The organism is Subtercola lobariae (assembly GCF_014640255.1).
GTDB lineage: Bacteria > Actinomycetota > Actinomycetes > Actinomycetales > Microbacteriaceae > Subtercola > Subtercola lobariae.
Genome location: NZ_BMGP01000001.1, coordinates 160,188 through 175,848, shown reverse-complemented (window position 1 = coordinate 175,848; position 15,661 = coordinate 160,188). Strand labels below are relative to the sequence as shown.

General features: G+C 66.2%; 15 protein-coding genes and 2 tRNA genes. 8 read left to right on the top strand and 9 right to left on the bottom strand.

Annotated features, from left to right (window positions below; genetic code table 11):
* Nucleotides 1-42: 42 nt before the first annotated feature.
* Nucleotides 43-1,242: a pyridoxal phosphate-dependent aminotransferase gene (locus IEX24_RS00920; protein WP_188672269.1), complete on the top strand. Its 1,200-nt coding sequence runs from the start codon at nt 43-45 to the stop codon at nt 1,240-1,242.
* 2 nt (nt 1,243-1,244) lie between these two features.
* On the opposite strand, the gene IEX24_RS00915 is transcribed toward IEX24_RS00920, so the two are convergent.
* Nucleotides 1,245-2,177: a Fic/DOC family protein gene (locus IEX24_RS00915; RefSeq protein ID WP_188672265.1), complete on the bottom strand. Its 933-nt coding sequence runs from the start codon at nt 2,175-2,177 to the stop codon at nt 1,245-1,247.
* A 151-nt stretch (nt 2,178-2,328) separates the two neighbouring features.
* Between IEX24_RS00915 and IEX24_RS00910 the strand changes: the two genes are divergently transcribed.
* From IEX24_RS00910 to IEX24_RS00895, 4 genes are read left to right on the top strand one after another with little or no spacing between them, the layout of a single operon-like run.
* Nucleotides 2,329-3,309 carry an ABC transporter ATP-binding protein gene (locus IEX24_RS00910; protein WP_188672261.1) on the top strand — a complete coding sequence of 327 codons (981 nt, stop codon included), beginning with the start codon at nt 2,329-2,331 and terminating at the stop codon, nt 3,307-3,309.
* Nucleotides 3,306-4,178 (top strand): ABC transporter permease, encoded by an 873-nt coding sequence (locus IEX24_RS00905; protein WP_188672258.1) that lies wholly within the window; start codon nt 3,306-3,308, stop codon nt 4,176-4,178. The genes IEX24_RS00910 and IEX24_RS00905 overlap by 4 nt, the downstream gene beginning before the upstream one ends.
* Complete coding sequence (locus IEX24_RS00900) at nt 4,179-5,540, top strand: sensor histidine kinase (protein WP_188672255.1); 1,362 nt, start codon at nt 4,179-4,181, stop codon at nt 5,538-5,540.
* Nucleotides 5,537-6,160 (top strand): response regulator, encoded by a 624-nt coding sequence (locus IEX24_RS00895; protein ID WP_188672251.1) that lies wholly within the window; start codon nt 5,537-5,539, stop codon nt 6,158-6,160. Before IEX24_RS00900 ends, IEX24_RS00895 begins: the two co-directional genes overlap by 4 nt.
* A gap of 249 nt (nt 6,161-6,409) precedes the next feature.
* On the opposite strand, the gene IEX24_RS00890 is transcribed toward IEX24_RS00895, so the two are convergent.
* From IEX24_RS00890 to IEX24_RS00875, 4 genes are all read right to left on the bottom strand, one after another.
* The gene (locus IEX24_RS00890) at nt 6,410-7,579 is read right to left on the bottom strand and encodes a UDP-N-acetylmuramate dehydrogenase (RefSeq protein ID WP_188672248.1); all 1,170 of its coding nucleotides are present in this window, start codon (nt 7,577-7,579) and stop codon (nt 6,410-6,412) included.
* The gene (locus IEX24_RS00885; RefSeq protein ID WP_188674146.1) at nt 7,576-8,019 is read right to left on the bottom strand and encodes a MaoC family dehydratase; all 444 of its coding nucleotides are present in this window, start codon (nt 8,017-8,019) and stop codon (nt 7,576-7,578) included. Before IEX24_RS00885 ends, IEX24_RS00890 begins: the two co-directional genes overlap by 4 nt.
* Nucleotides 8,020-8,063: 44 nt before the next feature.
* Nucleotides 8,064-8,510, bottom strand: coding sequence for an FAS1-like dehydratase domain-containing protein (locus tag IEX24_RS00880; RefSeq protein ID WP_188672246.1), 447 nt, complete (start codon nt 8,508-8,510; stop codon nt 8,064-8,066).
* Between the two features lie 97 nt (nt 8,511-8,607).
* Complete coding sequence (locus IEX24_RS00875) at nt 8,608-9,861, bottom strand: hypothetical protein (RefSeq protein ID WP_188672243.1); 1,254 nt, start codon at nt 9,859-9,861, stop codon at nt 8,608-8,610.
* Nucleotides 9,862-10,106: 245 nt separating this feature from the next.
* Between IEX24_RS00875 and IEX24_RS00870 the strand changes: the two genes are divergently transcribed.
* Together IEX24_RS00870 and IEX24_RS00865 are read left to right on the top strand one after the other, a co-directional pair.
* Nucleotides 10,107-11,120, top strand: a complete 1,014-nt coding sequence (locus IEX24_RS00870) for a serine hydrolase domain-containing protein (RefSeq protein ID WP_188672240.1) — start codon at nt 10,107-10,109, stop codon at nt 11,118-11,120.
* A gap of 127 nt (nt 11,121-11,247) precedes the next feature.
* On the top strand, nt 11,248-12,051 hold the full coding sequence (locus IEX24_RS00865) for a DUF4190 domain-containing protein (RefSeq protein ID WP_188672237.1): 804 nt from the start codon (nt 11,248-11,250) through the stop codon (nt 12,049-12,051).
* Between the two features lie 86 nt (nt 12,052-12,137).
* Here the strand turns inward: IEX24_RS00865 and IEX24_RS00860 are convergent, their stop codons facing one another.
* Both IEX24_RS00860 and IEX24_RS00855 read right to left on the bottom strand, forming a co-directional pair.
* Nucleotides 12,138-12,890 (bottom strand): sulfite exporter TauE/SafE family protein, encoded by a 753-nt coding sequence (locus IEX24_RS00860; protein WP_188672233.1) that lies wholly within the window; start codon nt 12,888-12,890, stop codon nt 12,138-12,140.
* Between the two features lie 183 nt (nt 12,891-13,073).
* Nucleotides 13,074-14,453 carry an NtaA/DmoA family FMN-dependent monooxygenase gene (locus tag IEX24_RS00855; RefSeq protein WP_188672230.1) on the bottom strand — a complete coding sequence of 460 codons (1,380 nt, stop codon included), beginning with the start codon at nt 14,451-14,453 and terminating at the stop codon, nt 13,074-13,076.
* A 145-nt stretch (nt 14,454-14,598) separates the two neighbouring features.
* Between IEX24_RS00855 and IEX24_RS00850 the strand changes: the two genes are divergently transcribed.
* Nucleotides 14,599-15,192: an XRE family transcriptional regulator gene (locus IEX24_RS00850; protein WP_188672216.1), complete on the top strand. Its 594-nt coding sequence runs from the start codon at nt 14,599-14,601 to the stop codon at nt 15,190-15,192.
* A gap of 232 nt (nt 15,193-15,424) precedes the next feature.
* On the opposite strand, the gene IEX24_RS00845 is transcribed toward IEX24_RS00850, so the two are convergent.
* Nucleotides 15,425-15,498: transfer RNA gene (locus IEX24_RS00845), tRNA-Met, on the bottom strand.
* Between the two features lie 74 nt (nt 15,499-15,572).
* Nucleotides 15,573-15,644: transfer RNA gene (locus IEX24_RS00840), tRNA-Thr, on the bottom strand.
* Nucleotides 15,645-15,661 lie beyond the last annotated feature (17 nt).

Here is a 15,661-nt window from a genome sequence, read left to right as displayed (position 1 = left end):
TCGCTACAGAATGCCCGTGGGCGCGCCCTCTAAGCTTGACGGGTGACTGAAAGCTCCAGAATCTCGCGCCGTATCTCTGCCATCTCCGAATCGGCGACCCTCAAGGTCGATGCCAAGGCAAAGGCACTGAAGGCGGCCGGCCGGCCGATCATCAGCTATGCCGCGGGTGAACCCGACTTCGCGACGCCCGACTTCATCGTCGAGGCCGCCGTAGAGGCGGCGCGCGACCCGAAGAACCACCGCTACACCCCGGCGGCCGGGCTGCCCGAGCTGCGCGAGGCGATTGCGGAGAAGACGCTCCGCGACAGCGGGCTCGAGGTTTCAGCCGCGCAGGTCATCGTCACAAACGGCGGCAAGCAGGCCGTCTACCAGGCGTTTCAGACGCTGCTCGACCCGGGTGACGAAGTTCTGGTGCCGACTCCGTTCTGGACGACCTACCCCGAGGCCATCGCCCTCGCCGACGGTGTGCCGGTCGAGGTGTTCGCGGGCAGCGACCAGGGCTACCTCGTCACCGTGGAGCAGCTCGAGGCCGCACGCACGCCGCGCACCAAGGTGTTGCTGTTCGTCTCACCGTCGAACCCCACCGGCGCGGTGTACTCGCCCGAACAGACCCGCGCCATCGGCGAGTGGGCCGACTCGAACGGGCTCTGGGTCGTCACCGACGAGATCTACCAGAACCTCACCTACGACGGGGTTCGGGCCATCTCTATCGTCGAGGCTGTGCCGACGCTCGCCGACCGCACCATTCTCGTGAACGGTGTGGCGAAGACCTACGCCATGACAGGCTGGCGGGTCGGCTGGATGGTCGGCCCTTCCGATGCCATCAAGGGCGCCGCAAACCTGCAATCGCACCTCTCGTCGAACGTGGCCAACGTTTCACAACGAGCTGCGCTCGCCGCCCTCACGGGGCCGCAGACCGCCGTGGAAGAGATGCGCCAGGCGTTCGACCGCCGCCGCAAGAGCATCGTGGCTTCGCTGAACCAGATTTCGGGCATCCTGACGCCCACCCCAGAGGGAGCGTTCTACGTCTACCCTGACGTGAGCGGGCTGCTCGGGCGCTCGTGGGGCGGCGTAACACCGACGACATCGCTCGAACTCGCCGACCTCATTCTCGAGCAGGCCGACGTTGCCGTGGTTCCGGGCGAGGCATTCGGGCCGAGCGGTTTCGTGCGCATGTCGTACGCCCTCGGCGACGACGCTCTCGCAGAGGGCGTAGCGCGTCTCGCGCGCCTCTTCGGCTAGCGCTACGCGCTTAGCGACGTGAGGAGGGAGTCGAACGTGTGGAAATACTCCTCATGACCGCCTGTGGCGTGATTTTGAAACCTGGCGTGAATCATGCGCTCGCGCAGAGTGCCGCCCGGTAGAAAGTGAGCGGGCAGCGCGGCGAAACCGACTTTTTCAAAAAACTGCATGGCAAAAACGTAGACGGCGCGCGAATTGCCGTCTCGAAACGCGTGAATCGTCTGCACCTCGCCCGCCAGTTCAGCCATATGGTCGAGAACCTCTTTTCTCGGCAGGTCAGTTCTGCGGGCAAGAGCAGCCAGTTGCTGATAGATCACTGAGGCGGCGTCGGCGATCTCTGGGCCAGAGAAGTAGCAGTACTTGATCATTGGAGCGCGCGAATCTCCTGGCGCGAAATTCACCGCGTCGGGCGCGAATCTGATCATCGCCCCATCGGGCCCGACGCGCTCTTTACCAGCCCACTCGAAAATGTCGCAGAAGATTCGACGGTGAATTTCTTTCATGTGATCGTAATCGAGCACACCCTCGACGGGCCGAATGGCCAATTCGACCAACCTGATTCTCGAAATCTCGAGCTCCAGGCGGCGAAATAGCTCACTGTCGTCAATTCCATTCGGGTGGGCTGAGTCGATGAGCTTGTTGCGCAGAGTCAACGTTTTCGGAATCAGATAGTCTTCGAACTCGTCGATGGCGAACGGTGCAGTCGTGGAGACGAGACCCGCGCGCGCCGCCGTAATGGCGACCGCCTGATCAGCAGTCATCGTTTCGCTCGCCACTCGACGAACGAGCACGCGGTGCCTCAGGTCGCCTGGTGCGGCGTTCACGAGAGCGAGCGCCGCGTCTGCGTAGTTGATTCGTCGCTGAACTTCGTCGGAGCTCACGCAGTAACGCTCATCGTCGACCGCGCGACGCTGTGCCTGTGAATTCTCGACCATGAGAACCTCCCCCTCATCAAACTCCGACATTTAAGGAGCGCTCAACTATCTCAGCGCTTTTGTGCCTCAAGCGCGATCCCCCAATGGGGGGATGCCCGCGTCGGCCAGGCGGAGGCTGTTGCAAACGGTCGAGGCACGCCAGCATGGTGACATGACCTCAAACGACATCGCCGTGAGCGTTCAGAACCTCACGAAGACGTACGGCGCCTTCGCCGCCCTCAAGGGAATCACCTTCGACATCGAGCGCGGCGAGACGTTCGCGCTGCTGGGGCCCAATGGGGCCGGCAAGAGCACCACCATCGAGATTCTCGAGGGCTACCGCGACCGCAGCGGCGGCGAGGTTCGCGTGCTCGGCGTCGACCCTCAGCACGGCGGCCTACCGTGGAAGGCCAAGCTCGGCATCGTGCTGCAGAGCTCGGGTGAGAGCGGCAACGTGACCGTGCGCGAGCAGCTCACCCAGTTCGCCGGCATGTACCCGAACTCGCGCGACGTCAACGAAGTCATCGCCGCCATCGGCCTCGAAGAAAAAGCCAACACGCGCATCAAGAACCTCTCCGGCGGTCAGCAACGACGAGTGGATGTTGGGCTCGGCGTCATCGGGCGCCCCGAGTTGCTCTTTCTCGACGAACCGACCACGGGGTTCGACCCCGAGGCGAGACGCCAGTTCTGGGAGCTGATTCGCTCGCTCAAGCGTGAGGGAACGACCATCCTGCTCACCACTCACTACCTCGACGAAGCAGCCCAGCTGAGCGACCGCGCGGCTGTCGTGGCCGGGGGCAAGCTCGTCGATATCGGGCCCGTCGGGTCTCTCGGGTCAGCCGAGGCGCGCGTTCCGCTTGTGCGGTGGCGCGAGAGCGGCATCGTGCGCGAGCAACGCGCCACCGATCCGGGCGCAGTGGTCGCCGGCCTCGTCGCACGTCTCGGCGAACCGGTCGAACTCGAGGTGGTGCGCCCGAGCCTCGAAGACATCTACCTCGAACTCGTCACGGCCGAGAACGCCGAAGCCGAGGCCCGAGTGGCCGCGAACACCACGGCGACCGACGGCGCGGTCATCGCGGGCACGAACCCTGCCGCGGGCGCCTCGCCCACCACCACGTCTTTCACCACCACGAAGGAGAACGAACGAGCATGAGCACCGCAACCCACACCTCACCCGCGCTCTCAGCGAGCGCCGCCGCCTTCGGCATGGGCCGCACTGTTCGGCTCGGCCTCAGCCGCATCGGCTACGAGACGAAGATCTACTTTCGGCAGACCGACACGCTGTTCTTCACCTTTCTGTTCCCCGTCATCATGCTGACCATCTTCTCGGTGGCCTTTCAGGGCATGGGCAACGTGGGGGCGAACCCCGACGGCACCGGGGGCATCAGCCAGGCAGCGGCGTACCTGCCGGGAATGATCGCCGCGGGCATCCTGCTCTCTGGCGTACAGAATCTCGGCGTCGACATCGCCGCCGAACGCAGCGACGGCACGTTGAAGCGCCTCGGCGGCACACCGCTGCCGGTACTCTCGTACTTCTTCGGCAAGATGGGGCAGGTCTTCGCCACCTCGATTCTGCAGATCGCTCTGCTGCTGCTCGTCGCCGTGGTGGCGTTCGGCGTCTCGCTTCCGACCGACCCGGCCAAGTGGATGACCTTCGCCTGGGTCTATCTGCTCGGAATCGCCACCTCGGCGATTCTCGGCATCGCCATCTCGCGCCTGCCGCGCACCGGTAAGAGCGCCACGGCGGTCATCATTCCGCCGGTGCTGATTCTGCAGTTCATCTCGGGCGTCTACCTGCAGTTCTCGCTGCTGCCGAACTGGTTGCAGACCGTGGCCAGCATTTTTCCGCTGAAGTGGATCGCACAGGGAATGCGCTCGGTCTTTCTGCCCGAGACGTTCGCCTCGGTGGAGCCGGGCGGCAGCTGGAATCTGGGCGCCGTGGCCATCGCGCTACTGATTTGGCTGGTCGCCGGGCTGGTCATCTGCCGCGTGACGTTCCGCTGGATCCGCAAAGATAGCTGAATGACTCGCTTCAGCTGGTGGCACGTAGCAGTCGGGGCGACCGTTCTCGCCCTGGCTCTCGTGGTTCTGCCAGACCTCGCCGACTCGCCAGGCACGACCATCGGTGCGTGGAGTTGCCTTGCCGTGCTCGGCGGCGGCTACGCACTGTTCGGCTGGCGCAGCTTCACGGCCGACGACCCCGCTACCGACGAATTCGCGGCGGCGGCCGGTGACCGCAGAGCGCGCGCCTCCGCCCTCGTCTTTCCGCTGCTGGCCATCGCGTGCACGAGCGTGGGCGTGGCGCTCAACCCGTCGATGGCCATTCTGCAGGCCATCACCTTTCCCATCATCTGGTTCTCGATCGAACCGCTGAGCCGGGCGGTGGTGCTCAACGTGCTGCTCGCGGTGGGTGTGACGGTGGGGTTCGTGGTGTGGGGTGGCACGGGCCTCCAGAACGTCGTGCAATCTGCGGTGATCGAAGGCATCTCGTTGCTGTTCAGCCTCGCGCTCGGCTTCTGGTTCAGCTTCGCCCTCGACAAAGGGCGCGAAAACACCAGGCTGCTGAACGAGCTGCGGGCGGCTCAAGACGAACTCGCGGCCCTGAACCGCGACAGCGGCATTCTGAGCGAACGCGAACGGCTCGCCGGCGAAATACACGACACCATTGCGCAGAGCCTCACCGGGCTTGTCATGGTCGCTCAGCGAACCAGCACGCTGCTGCCGGATGATCTGACCACCGCCCGGGAAAACCTCGGCCTCATCGAAGACATCGCCCGTGATGCGCTCGTTGAAACCCGGGCGCTGGTCGCCGCCAGCGCGCCGGTCGACCCCGCCGGGGGTCTGCTGCCCGCGCTCGACCGGCTTATCGCGCGTTTCACGCGCGAAACGTCGGTGGCCATCACGCTCGATGCGGCCGACTACGTGACTCAATCGAACGAGGTGGAGGTGGTGCTCTTGCGGTCGGCTCAAGAGGCTCTCGCGAACGTGCGCAAGCACTCGGGCGCGACGACGGTGACGATGCGGCTGTCGACAGCCTCGGATGGTGCGGTGGTACTGACGGTGGGCGACAACGGCTCGGGAATCGATGGCGCGGAACCCCTCGACAACGGCTTCGGCCTGACCGGAATGCAGCAGCGGCTGGCGCTGCTCGGCGGCACCCTCACGGTGGGGCAATCGGCGGCCGGCGGGGTGCAGCTCGCGGTGACGTTGCCAGGTGCCTCGGGTACCAGCACGGCGGGAGGGGTGCAGCTCGCGGTGAGAGTGCCGGGCCTGGCGGGTACCGGCACGCAAGCCGGCGGCACGGCCGTCACCAGCGCGGGTGAGTTCGAACCGGGCGACTCCGCCAGCCCCGGCGACGGCAGCCCGACAGAGGTGGCGTCGTGATTCGGGTGTTGGTGGCCGACGATCATCCCATTGTGCGCAGCGGGATTGTGGCGCTGCTGGCCGGCGAAGCCGACATCGACGTGGTGGGGCAAGCGGCCGACGGGCTTGAGGCCGTCAGGCTAGCCGCCGAACTCGCACCAGACCTGGTAGTGATCGACCTGCGGATGCCCGGCCTCGGTGGCGCCGACGCCACTGCTCAGATCGTGGGCCGCCAGCCGAGCATTCGCGTGCTGGTGCTCACCACCTACGAAACCGACGACGACATTCTGCCGGCCATTGAGGCCGGCGCAAGCGGGTACCTCGTGAAGGCCGCACCTCAAGGCGAGATACTCGCCGGTGTGCGGGCGGTCGCGGCGGGGCAGACCGTCTTGGCGCCCTCGATCGCCACGAAACTCGTCGAGCGGATGCGCGGCGAGCGCACCCCGGCCCCCAAGCTCAGCGCACGCGAACTCGACGTTCTGCGGCTGGTGGCCGCGGGCAGCAGCAACCCCGAAATAGCCAAGGCTCTCTTCATCGGCGACGCCACCGTGAAAACGCACCTGCAGCACACCTTCGAGAAGCTCGCCGTGACCGACCGCACCCGAGCTGTCACCCGCGCCATGGAGCTCGGCCTGCTCTGAGCCCGCCCCACGATCTGAGCCCGCCCCACGATCTGAACCCGCCGCACGAGGGGTCGGCGCGGAGGCACGGCTAGCCGTGTGTTGCTGCGCCGCCCGCCGCGCAGCCCAACCATCAGGCGTTTTGCAGACGGAACGTGCGGGTACCCACCCAGATACCCGCCGCGAAGAGACTCAACGTCCACACCCCACAACGTCGTCACCGTACTCATGACCTCTGACACCAGCAGAAACCCCTGATCAGACGCGCACTCAGTCGTCGTCTGCAGTGCCGAAGCCCACGAACACCGGCTCGGGCGAGAGGTTCACGCCGAACTCGGCCTGAACGCGCCATTGAATCAATCGCGCGAGTTCGGCGATCTGCTCAGCCGTCGCGCCGCCGCGGTTCACAATGGCCAGAGTGTGTTTGCTCGAGATGGCAGCCTGCGACCCCGGTAGCGCGAACCCGCGCCGAATTCCGGCCTGCTCGATCAACCACGCCGCACTCAACTTCACCGTGTAGCCACCCCCGGCCGCGGCTCGCGCGGCAGGTAGCTCTGCGTAGGCGCCAGAACCGGCGAGCGGGATGATCGTGTCGGGCTCTTCGGGCTCGGTGAACCACCGCGGGGCATCCGATGGCAGCGCACGGGCGAACGATTCGCTGACGACGGGGTTCGTGAAGAACGACCCCGCGCTCACCGAGTCGGGGTCGGCGGGGTCGAGAACCATGCCCTTGCTGGCTCGTAGCCTGAGCACGGCCTCACGAACCGCCCCCACGGCGACGCGCGCGCCGAGCTCGACCCCGAGGGCCTTCGCCAGCTGGTCGTATTCGATGGGCCGCCCGAGGGCCAGCGCTTCGCGCCTGTCGTCGCTCTCGCTCAGCCGCAGATCGAGCGACACGACCACGCCCCTGCGCCCGCGCTTGAATACCGACGTGCGATACCCGAAGCCGAGCTCGCCCGCCGCCAGCCACTGAAGCTCGCCCGTCTCGTAGTCGAGAAACTCGACGCCAACGAGGGCTGTCGCGAGTTCTTGCCCGTACGCGCCGATGTTCTGAACGGGCGCGGCCCCCGTCGAGCCCGGAATACCCGACAGCGCCTCGATACCGCTGAGGCCCTGACTCACGGCGTAGGCCACCACCTGATCCCAGGGCTCGCCGGCTTGAACGCGCAGAATCGCGGCGCCGGGCGCATCCGCTGGCCCGGGCTGGAGGCGTTCGATGCCGCTGGTCGCTACCAGAATCACGGTGCCGGCGAACCCCTCGTCTGAGACGACCACGTTCGACCCGCCGCCGAGCACCAGCCACGGCTCACCGTCGCCCCATACCGAGAGGCACGTGTTGACGAGCTCACGGGCATCCGTCACCCTGATCAGTCGCTCGGCCGGGCCCCCGACACGAAGGGTCGTGTAGGGCGCCAACAGAGTCGCTGCGGCGTCGGTCATTTCGCCGCGCGAACGCGCACCTGGGCTTTGCCGAGCACCGTCTGGTCGTTGAAGGTCACCACGAGGTCGATGCGTGCCGTACCCAGCTCTGCGTCGACCTGACCGACCTTCGCCACCACACTGACGGTCGCGCCCGTTTCGGCGTCGACGTAGACCGGCCGGGTGAATCGCACCTGGTAGTCGTCGATCAGGGCCGGGTCGCCCAGCCAGTCGAGAACGGGCTGAACGGCGAGGCCCATGGTGAGCATGCCGTGCGCGAGCACTCCGTCGAGCCCGACCGACTTCGCGATGTCGTCGCGGTAGTGAATGGTATTGAAGTCACCGGATGCCCCCGCGTACCTCACCAGTGAATCTCTCGTGAGGCTGAACTCCCGCTCGGCCACCACATCGCCCACGCTGAGTTCGGCGAAGCGGTTCTCGCTGCGAGGCGCGCTCCGCACACCCTCACCCGCGCTCGCTGCTGTTCCTGTTCCGCCCCCGCCGCTCACGAGTCACCTCGCACAACCAGCGTCGACGTCGACGTCACAACGTGCTGACCCGAAGCGTCTTCGATGCGCGACTCTGAGGTGATCATGGCATTGCCGCCGAGCGTCTTCACGCTGGCGATGGTCATGGTGGCCGTGAGCTCATCGCCGGCGACGATCGGCCTCGTCTGCGTGAATCGCTGGTCGCCGTGCACCACGTGCGACAACTCGATGCCCGCGTCTTCGTCGGCCAGCAGCTGCGCCAGGGTGAGCTCTTGCAGCACGATGGCGAAGGTCGGCGGCGCCACCACGTCGGCATAGCCCGCCTGTTGCGCGGCCGCCACATCGAAGTTCAGCGCATTGGTCGAGAAGACGGCCCGCGAGAACTCACGAATCTTCTCCCGCCCGACGAGATAGCTCGGGGTCGTGGGGTAGACCCGCCCCTGCAATTCTGGGTTGATTGGCACCGGTCAAGTCTACGAGGCAGCCGCGCGGGGCGCTGTGCTGCTCGACGCCGCTCGCGAACACGCGGGCCGAACGTGCCGCAGACGAGAGGTGCCGCGTTCAGCCGGCCGGCCCGGAGGTGGGCGACTTCTGCGGTGAAGAACTGACGCCGTACGACCCGTCGGGGTTCCAGAACACCACGTCTTGCGCCGCCGACCGGTACGGGTAGCTGCTGCTCACGCCATTCACTCGCAGACTTGTGATGCGCAACTCGATGCCCATCGACGCGAACTCCTCTTTAGTGACGCAGGTGGCACTCTGCGTGCCGTCGGTGTACACGGCGAGCAGGCACGGTTGGTCGATGCGGTTCTCCACCGCATAGACCGTGAGATCGGTGTCGGCCACACCGAGCAATCGCAACGAATCCGGCTTGTAGTACGGGTCGATGTTCGCCGGCGGAATCGACGGCGCCAACGTCGGGTCTTCGAAAATGGTCAGTCCGAGGCTCGTTCCTCCTGCGGTCTCGGTGGCCGACGGGCTCGGGATGCCCGTACCAGCTGCCCCCGGCAGAAGCGCGAACCCGGGCGTGGCTTCTGGCGCCACCTGCTCGACCACCACGAGCGCCACTCCACCGAGCAACAGCACCCCACAGGCCACGGCCGTCCACATCCACACCTGTGAGCGCCTGCGCCAGGTCGTAGCGCTGCGGCCGTTCGCGCGCGTGCCGCCGAGCGCACCCTCGGCATTCGCCGCGGCCCCGTCGTCGAATTCGTCATCGAGCGATTCGTCATCGGCGAGGGCAGCGGCACGGGCGAGTGCCGCGCTGCGTTCTGCCGCGCGCGTCTCGGCGCGGGCAAGTTCTGCTCGGGCATCCTGAACCGCGGCGTCGAGCGCCTCAGCATCGGCCTCGAGCTGGCGTTCGAGCACAAAGAGAGGCGCAGCGCGTGCCGGCATCAGCACGCTCTCGTTCGTCGCCGGGTCGACAATGCTCACGTCTGGCGAGTCGACGCCCGAGCGTGAGTACGCCCGAACCTGCAAATCGGCGCGCTCTGACGCGGGGTCGATGGCACCGCTCGGGGCGTCGGTGAGTGGATGCGCCCGCCACCACAGCGCGTCGGCCACCGTGTGACGCCCCCGGTATGCGTCGGCGAGCGCCGTGGCCGCCCGGTCGTCTTCGACGATTATTTTTAGAAATCGGGCAGCGTTGGCCGCGCTCACGGGCGCAGCGGGCGGCTTTCGGGCCGCCTCGGGCGCGGCCTGGGCCTCCGCCACTGCAGCGGTGACAGGTGCATCGGCGCCTTCTGCGTCTGCCCTCCGCAGCTCGGGCGAAGCCTGCGGCGAGCGCGGCGGGTCGTCAGGTGTCTCCGCCGACATACCCGCACCTCCTGCACTGCTGACGTGTTCTTCATTCTGCTCCCGCAACGAGCGCGGCGGGTCGCTGCGCAGAGAAAACGTCAATGAATCGGCGCAGCGAGCATCACGTATTCGGCGCCGACCGGGTTTGGGAAGGGTCAGCCCACACAGTTGACGACCATCGCGCAGCAGAACGTGGCCGAGATGAGGCGTTCTGTGACTGCGATTCGCCGTTTCGCCCCCGCGGTCTCGGCCAGAATGGGGGCATGACAGCGCGCGCGAACTCGTACGACTATGCCCTCGACTGGGTGAAACGCTCGGTAGAGACGGGCCCGCTGCCCGTCGCCGTGTTCGGGGCCGCCACCTCCACCGGCATTCAAGAGATCGCCGCATTCGGCACCGACGAGGGTCGCCGGGCTGCGGTCGACGACACGTTCGCGCTCTTCTCGGTCACGAAACCCCTGGTGGGCCTCGCGGCGATGCGTGCCGTCGAACGTGGCCAGCTCAGCCTGAACGCGCAGCTCGCTCAAGCCGTACCTTCGCTCGCGGCGACCGCGGCGGGCCAGGTCACCCTCGAACAGCTGCTCAGCCACACGAGCGGCCTCGCGGAGTCGCCGCTCGACGCGCCCGACCCTCGGGCGCTGCTCGAGCAGGCGAGCGTCATCTTTCCGCCTGGAACAATGACGCAGTACTGCAACCTCGGCTTCGTGGGCGTCGAGAAGCTGCTCGAACAGGCGACCGGAGTTTCGCTCGCAGAGCACATCGCCGCGTTCAACGACCTCGACGGCGTGAACACTCTCGAGCTCTCGACCGGGGCTGGCCGCGACGCTCACCGGGTGCACGGCACAGAGGCCGCGGGGCTCGACTTCGACCAGATGGCGCGGGTCGTGCATCCGGCAGCCGGCGCCTACGCCACCGCCTCAGACCTGCTGGCGCTTGGCAGTGCACTGCTGCGAACGAGCACCGAACGCTCGAGCGCGGTCGTGCATCCGGCCACCCTCGACGCCATGCGGGTCAACCGAACCGCCGGCCTGCCGCGCCTGAACTCGCGCCCGAACGACCCGCTCGAACAAGACTGGGGCCTCGCGTTCAACCTCCAGAAGTCATCGGCGCTGCTCGAGCACACCTTCTACGGGCACGGTGGATGGTCGGGGTGCCAGCTCTCGATCTACCCCGAACACGACGCCTGCCTGGTGCTCATGACCAACATTCTCGACCTGCCCGACCTGGGTGTGCGCACCGACGAACTGCACAACGCCTTCGTGACCGGCCTGCACTGAGGGCTCGTTCTGCCCTAGTTCGTCTGCAACTCCCAGCGCAAGAGGGCGACCGCAATCGCCTGCTCGTGCAAACATGAGGGTAGCTTTCAGCACAAACCGCTGAGCCCTCACGCCAAGGAGCTGACAAATGACCATCGAGACCCCGCCTCCAGGCCCTCCTGTTCCTCCCGGTCCGCCTGTTCCTCCGGGCGGCGGAGTGCCCCCGGGCGACCCTTACGGCACACCCGACCCGTACGGCGCACCGAACCCTTATTACGCGCCGCCCGCGGCCGACAAGACCAACGTGCTGGCCATCGTCTCACTCATTCTCGGCGTCGTTTCGTACTTCACCGGATTCTTCTTGGGCATCGGGGCCGTCATCACCGGGCACATCGCCCTCAGCCAGATCAAGAAGACCGGCACCAAGGGTCGCGGGTTTGCCATCGCCGGCCTGATTCTCGGCTACCTCAGCATTCTGGCCGGCATCATCACGGTCATCGTGCTGATTTTCGTGTTCGCCGCCATCGGGGCGGCACACAACAATCTCAACAACCTCAACAACTCGCTGCTGAACCCCACCTCCTCGAGTTCGCCCGACGACGGATCGAACGACGGCTCCATTCAGACCACCGACCAGGCCTGCACGCTGCTGAACAGCGAGGTCTCCGATTCGGCCACGGCGCTGAGCAACAATTTCTCTGAGCTCGAGAGCGACCCCGCCGCCGCCGTCAATGCTCTGCAGAACCTGTCAGACGACTTCACCACGGCCGAGGGTGAATTGACGAACCCCGACGTGCTCGAGGCCGCCACCCAGGCGAACGAAGATCTCGAGACGATGATCGCCGACATTCAGGCGTTTCAGGCCGACCCGACCGTGGGCACAGACACTATCGTCACCGACTCGCAGGCGGTGCAGACCTCGTTCAGCGCCATCGGAACGCTCTGCCCGTAACGCCGCTGTGCCCGTAACGGTGCTCTGCCCGTAACGCTGCTGTGCCCGCAATGCTTCGCGAGTCGGTGATTCAGCGAGTCGGTGATTCAGTGATTCAGAAAGAGCCACACGGCGAGCGCTAGCCCGCACGCGGCGATTGCCGGTCGCAATACAGCGGCCGGCACCCGCCGCGCAACCGAGGGGCCGATCAAACCGCCGGCGAGCGCTCCGATGCCGAGCGGCCACACTGCGGGCCACACCACCGAGCCGACCACCGCGAACAGCACGGCCGGCAGAATGTCAGACGCCACCAGAATCACATTCTTCAGCGCGTTCGCCCGGTGCAGCACGGGTTCGGTGGTGAACAGCAGCAAGGCGATCAGCAGAATGCCTGAACCCGCGCCGAAGTAGCCGTTGTACACAGCCACGCCTGCTCCGGATGCCCGAACCACCGTCTTGTTCGCCCTCGAACCCACTCGCGCCTGCCACCGCGAAATGGCGGGCTGCACGAGCAAGATCACCGAGCCCGTTGCCACCAGAAAAGGCACCACGTTGTCGAACACCGCACTCGGGGTCACCACGAGAAGCACCGCTCCGGCAAGAGAGAACAGTGCCGTCGGCGGCAGCCAGGTGCGCAGGGTCGACGAGTGCCCGGTGAGATCTAACCGGGCGCGCAGGGCTGATCCGAACCCGCTGCCGAGCAGCGCCACCGAGTTCGTGACGTTCGCGGCGAGCGGCGGAATGCCTACGGCGAGCAGCGCCGGGTACGCCACCAGCGACGTGATTCCGCCGGCCGTGCCGATCACGCCCGCGACGACCCCTGCTCCCAGCAGAAACCACCACTGAATCGCGCTATCCACTCCCCTACCCTGTCACGGGTGCCGGGGCTGCGCGGTCACTGCTCAGCCGGGTGCTGCGCGGCCATGGCTCGGCCGGGGGCTGCGCGGTCACTGCTCGGCCGGGGGCTGTGCGGCCATGGCTCGGCCGAGGGCTGCGCGAAAACGCGGGCGACCGGTGCGGGCACGGCCCGGGTGAGGGCGGCCCTACTCCGCCCCGTGAGTGGCGCGGTAGTGGGCCCCGGGGTGCGTCTCAGGGAGCCGGCTACTACCGTTGCCGAGAATCCGCTCGCGCATCGTGCCACCCCGCGGCGTCTCGGGAACCAGGCCGCGCTCACGAAGAAGCGGCATGACTGTGTCGATGAAATCACGATAGGTGGGCATGCCGCCGTAGGTGTATTCGATGAGAAAGCCATCGATGTCGGTCTGCTCGACGATGGCCTGCAGCTGGTCGGCCACCGATTCGGGCGTGCCCGTCACGCGCATTCCGCCGATGGAGCTGGTGATCTCGGCGAGAATCTGCGCCACGGTGGGGCTCTCGTCGCCCTTCTGAAAAACGCCGAGCATGCTCTTGCCGATTTCGGTCGTGACGTCGGCGAGGGTCGCGTCGAGCGGAAATGACATCAGATCGACGCCGCTCCAGCCCATGAACAGGGCCGCAGCCGCCTCCCAGCTCGGCGTGGCATCCAATTCGGCTCGCAATCGTAGAGCCTCTTCTTCGGTGTCGGCGACGATGATCGATACCGCGTCGATGACCTTGATGTCTGATGCGCTGCGCCCGTTCTCCACAGCTCGGGCACGCAGGTCGGCGACGACGCTCGCGGCCACCTCGGGGTCACGGTCTTGAATGAAGATGCACTCACCGAACCGGCCGGCGAACGTGCGCCCCGCGGGCGAAGTGCCGGCCTGCAGCAACAACGGCGTGCGCTGGGGCGACGGGATGGCCGTGAAATACCCATCGAGATCGAAATAGTCACCGTGGTGGGTGATGCGGTGCACCTTGCTCGGGTCGGCGAACGTGCGCGTGGACTTGTCGAAGACGACGGCGTCGTCTTCCCAGGCGCCCTCCCACAGCTTCAGCGAGAGTTCGATGAATTCGGTCGCCCGCTTGTACCGTTCGGCGTGCGGGGTGACGCTGGACTGACCGAGCATCTTCGACAAGGCGATCTGGTTGTCGCTCGTCACGATGTTCCACGCGATTCTGCCGTTAGTGATGTGGTCGAGGGTCGTGAACGCGCGCGCATTGAGGTAGGGCTGCTGCGCCGTCGTCGACGCCGTCACGACGAAACCGAGCCTGTCGACGGTTGCCGCCAGCCCGCTGACGAGCATGAGCGGGTCGTGCACGGGAATCTGCACGGCCTCCTTGATGACCACTTCGGGCACCGATCCGTCGGGTCGCATGGGGTACCCGAGCGCTTCGGCCAAGAACAGAAAGTCGAAGCCGCCCGCCTCGAGTTCTCGTGCCATGTTCTGCCAATACGGCAGAGTGGCGAATCCCTCGGTGTCGCCCTTCGGGTGGCTCCACCCGTTGCTGATGAAGTTCGGGGTGAATTCCTCGAACGCACCGAGAAAGATCTGCTTGGTCACTGCGGGTACGGCCTTTCGTTGTGTCGTGCTGAGCCAGCTACCCTGAACACATGGGGTTCTCAGCATCAACTGACATCGTGATTGCTGTCACTACTCAGAATCGCTCTTTCGTGTTACCCCAGCATTCACAGTTTGTTACGATCCGATGACATCTGACCCTTCTGATTCAGCCGACTCGGCCCTCGTTCAGCGTCTCGGCGCGCAACTCAAAGCGCTCCGCGAGCGTCGTGGCCTGACAACGCGGCAGCTCGCGGCCCAAGCCGGCATCAGCCAAGCCTTTCTCAGCCAGCTCGAACGTGGCCTCAGCTCGCCCTCCATCGTCACCACCTACCGCCTGGCCGACGCGCTCGACGTACTGCCGGGCGCCCTCCTTCCGGCCCCCGCAGGTGAACTCGTGACCGTCGTGCGCGCCGACGAGGGCAGAATGCTCTCGGTGGCGAACCGCCCCGACGCCGTTCAAGGCCGGGTACTGTCGATGGGCAGCAACAGTGCCCTCGAGGTGATCGACTACGTCATCGAACCGGGCAAATACATCTCCGAATGGTTTCAAACGGCCGGAGACCTCGCCGTCTACGTGATCAGTGGCGAACTCGACGTAGAGGTCGAGTCGGCCGGCACCTGGCGCCTCGGCCCCCGCGACCTCATGATGCACCCGTCGTCACTCCGGCACAGATGGATGCTCCCCGGCACTCACCCCGCCCACGTGCTGCTCACGGTGGCGCACCCGCCAAAAGCCTGACCCGGGCATCCCGCCGACCTCTGTAACACGATGCGCTAGGTGCCGCGGGCCGGGCATCCATCGGCCTGGTGAGGCTGCTACGACGAAAAGCGGCAGGTGTACCGGCCTCATTGCGGAGTAGTGGACTCACTTCGTCAATCAGCGGCGCGCGGGAAGCGGGCGGCGGCAGAGGCGGCAGGCACGGTCGGCACATAAAAGAAGCCCCCGAGACGGCGAGATCTCGAGGGCTTCGTAGCGGGAGCGGGACTTGAACCCGCGACCCCACGATTATGAGCCGTGTGCTCTAACCAACTGAGCTACCCCGCCATACCCCCCATACTCTCACGAGCAGAAGGGCGGTGCGCTGCGCCCGAGGCCGAAGGCCGATGGAGCTAGCACAGAGCCCCCTGTGGGAATCGGACCCACTACCTCTTCCTTACCAAGGAAGTGCTCTACCAATGAGCTAAGGGGGCGCACATACTTACCGCCG